We start from the raw sequence: 3,527 nt of genomic DNA on the forward strand, positions 1-3,527 counted from the left end.
GGCGAGCCTGCCGCGGCGCTGGGCCGCCGCGCGACCGCCGACGCGGTGCCGCTGCCCGACCCGCCGCCGAACCGCGAGAGCTTCACCTTCAACAACTGCCCGATCGGGACGGCGCTCTGCGCCGCGCCGATCGTGCCCGAGGTGCCGGTCTTGCCCGAAGTGCCGGTGGTGCCGGTGGTAACAGAGCGACCGCTGCTGCCGGACTTGCCGCTCCTGCCGCTGCTCAACCCTGGCGCGGTGATCGCCGTGTTGAACCCGGCGTTGCTGCTCGCGGCCGTGGACCAGCTTCGGCCGCCGACACCCGATCTCGCCCTCCAGCCCACGCGCGATCCAACCGAGGACAGCGAGCTGGCGCCCCCTGACATTCGCGGCGGAGACTACTGATGACCGTCCCGCTCCGCCTCGCGCTGCTGGCGCTGATGCTCTCCGGCTGCGTCGCCCCGCCGCCCGAGGCCTATGTCCCCGGCGGTGCTGGTGCCACCGCCGCGGAAGCCTTGCCGATCGGGGGCAATGCACGCGGCGAAGCCTGCCGGATGCTGCGAAGCGGCGACAGCGCCGAGGTCTACTGCGGCGAGTGGACCTCGCCTTCGGCGCGCGTTCGCCGCGTGGCCGCGGCACCGGTGTCGGCGCTGGCGACGCAGACGGCCACCGCACAGGCGGCCCGCATGAGTTGCGACGCGCCGGCGACGACCACTATCCTCGGCGGCCAGCCCGCCGCGTTGCTGAATTGCCGGCGGCATGTCGGTGGATGGCCCGCCTTCGCACTGGTGACCGCCGCGGGCGGCCACGGCTACGAGGCCGAGGGCGTCCTGCCGGCACTGCCGGCGGCGGAACGCGCGATCGGCATCCTGGCCGGCCTGGCAACCCCGACCGGCACGCTTCCGCCCTCCGCCGCGCTCGACATGATGGCAGCGCGGCTGTCGCGCCAGAGCTTCGGCGCCAACGACCTCGCGCAATACGAACAGCTGATGACGCTTGGGCGCGACGCCAACCAGGCGGAACGCTTCGTCGTCGCCGAGACGGCCTATCGCGGGGCGCTGGCGGCGCAGGAACGGATGCTCGGCACCGGTTCGCCGGACACCTTCGGGACCATGGTCAGGCTCGCACTGCAACTGTCCAATCAGGGCCGGCATCCGGAGGCCGAGGCGATGTTCGCGCGCGCCGCGCCGCTTGCCGCGCGTGCCTCCGATCCGTTGGCCCGCGCGCAGCTCGCTCATTACCGCGGCCTGCACGAGGCCAACCGCCGGCAGGACGATGCGGCACTCGCCGAGTTCAACCGGGCGGAGGCGCTGTACGGAGCGGAGGTTCCCCGCGAATTGCGGGCTGGCGGCGCCGGGTCGCGCTCCGGCGCCTTCCAGGCCGCGGGCGCCGTCATCGATCCGGTCGCGGCGCGCGGGATCGTCGGCCTGGTCGAGGTGCAGCGCAACCGCGCCGCCGTGCTGCGCAGCACGGGCCGCGTGCAGGAGGCCGAAATGGCCTCGGCGGCGGCCGCGCAGATTGCCGCCGTCGGCCCGGGCCTGCCGGGGGCGGACCTGGTGGCGGCGCGAGTGGCACGCACCAGCGGCGCGGTCGCCGACAGCTCCGGGTCTCCCGCCCGCGCGAGCGGCTTTTTCGCCAGTTCCGCGGCACGCTTCGCGCGGGGAGTACCGCGCTCGCGGCCCTATGCCGACACGCTGCTGCTTCAGGCGGCGGCGGCGCTGGAAGCAGGCGGGAGCTTGCAATCGGTCCTGGACCCCTGCCGTCGCGCCGCGACCGTCCTGCGGGAGCTGCGCGAGGGCACCAGCGCCCGCGCCATGGGTCCCTGCGTTGACGCCTTCGCGCGCAGCGCCGGGCGCGACGGCCAGGCGCTTCTGGCCGAGGCCTTCGAAGCGGCGCAACTCGCCCAGGGCAGCGTGACGACCACGCAGATCGCCCGGGCGGCGGCGCGGCTGAGCGAAAGCTCGCGCAACCCCACCGCGGCCGAGGCGATCCGCCAGCGCGACGCGGCCGGGCGCCAGCTGGCCACGCTCTATCGCGCGCGGGACGAAGCCTCGGTGGCTGCGGGTCGTGGCGGCGGGCCTTCGGTCCAGGAGATCGACACCCGGATCGCCGCCGCGCAGGACGCGCTGACCGACGCCGACCAGGCGGCGCAGACCGCCGCGCCCGGCTTCGCGCAGCTGCTGCAATCGGTGTCGTCGGCCGCGGAGGTGCTCGAGAGGCTGGAGCCCGGCGAAGCGTTGGCATCGGTCTTCCTGCCGCCGGAGGGGAATGGCTGGACCTTCGTCCTGCGCGACGGGCGAATCAGCGGCGGGCGGATCGGCGTGACCGGCACGCGCATGGATGCGCTGGTTGCGCAGCTGCGCGGCACGCTGGAGGACGGCAACGGCGAGAAGCCCTTCGCCGCCGGCGCCGCGCACGAGATCTACGGCGCGCTCTTCGCCGAGGTAGCGGCGCCGATCGCCGAGGCGCGGCGGTTGCTGGTGGTGCCCTCGGGGCAGCTTCTTTCGGTGCCCTTCGGGGTGCTGGTGGACGCGCCGCCGCCGGCGCCGACGGGGCATGACAACGTCTCGTTCCTGCTGGCGCGCATGCCGGTCGCGCATCTGCCGGCGCCCTCCAGCCTGGTGGCGCTGCGGCGCGCGGGTGCATCGCAGGCGTCGCAGCCCTGGTTCGGCTTCGGTGCGCCGACACCGGTCCCGCTGGCCCAGGCGGTGCGCACCTTCCCGGACTCGGCACAATGCGGGCGCCTGCTGGCGAGCCTGCCGGCGCTGGCAACGGCGGGGCTCGAACTGCAGGCGTCGGGGCAGTTGATGGGGGCATCGGCGCGCGACATTCGCGCCGGCTCCGCCTTCACGGTGGAGGCGGTGCGGCGGACCTCGCTGCGGGACTTCCGGGTGCTGCATTTCGCAACGCACGGACTGTTGCCCGGCGAGCTGTCCTGCCTTCAGGAGGCAACGATCATCGCGTCGGCGACGCCGGGGGCGCCGAATGCAGCGAATGCGCTGCTGACGGCAGGCGTGGTGCTCGAGCTCGAGCTGGATGCCGATGTCGTGGTGCTGTCCGCCTGCAATTCCGGCGGCGGCAGCGCGGGCGAGAGCCTGTCGAGCCTGGCGCGTTCCATCTTCTACGCCGGGGCGCGGTCGCTGATGGTCACGCACTGGTACCTGAACGACGCGGCGGCCACGCGGATCATCGCGTATTCGCTGCGCAACCTGCAGCAGGGCCAGGGCATGGCGGAAGCACTTCGGAACGCGCAGCTGGACCTAGCGCGCAACGTGGCGGGTGGCGGGCATCCGGCGCTGTGGGGCGCCTTCGCCCTGGTGGGACCCGGCCCGTCCGGGCGATCGGTTCAGGCCGCGGCGGCGACACGCTGATCCCCGCGCACGGGCTTGTTGAAGAACAGCCGCTCTGGCCTGAGCGGAGGGCTAGATGTTTGGTCCCGGGCTTTGGTGGTGCAGTCTTCTCCCTGGCATGGAGGGATGCGCTATGGGGCAGGTTCTTCACGGCTGCGCCCGCACGACAGAGGCGGTCCGTCGCGCGATCCAGCATAG

The 3,527-nt window shown here is 73.6% G+C and carries 2 protein-coding genes; both read left to right on the forward strand.

The annotated features are described in order from the left end of the window. The coding region (locus tag HW578_RS24475; protein WP_198373317.1) for a hypothetical protein at positions 1-384 on the forward strand (384 nt) is incomplete at its 5' end. Then, positions 384-3,350, forward strand: coding sequence for a CHAT domain-containing protein (locus tag HW578_RS24480; RefSeq protein WP_198373318.1), 2,967 nt, complete (start codon positions 384-386; stop codon positions 3,348-3,350). The genes HW578_RS24475 and HW578_RS24480, both read left to right, overlap by 1 nt. Positions 3,351-3,527: the final 177 nt, after the last annotated feature.

The organism is Roseomonas rosulenta (assembly GCF_016106005.1).
GTDB classification, from domain to species: Bacteria; Pseudomonadota; Alphaproteobacteria; order Acetobacterales; family Acetobacteraceae; genus Neoroseomonas; species Neoroseomonas rosulenta.

Bases quoted from the DNA above. Each gene is read 5' to 3' on its own strand.
- HW578_RS24480 (WP_198373318.1), top strand. From the start codon at position 384: ATGACCGTCCCGCTCCGCCTCGCGCTGCTGGCGCTGATGCTCTCCGGC.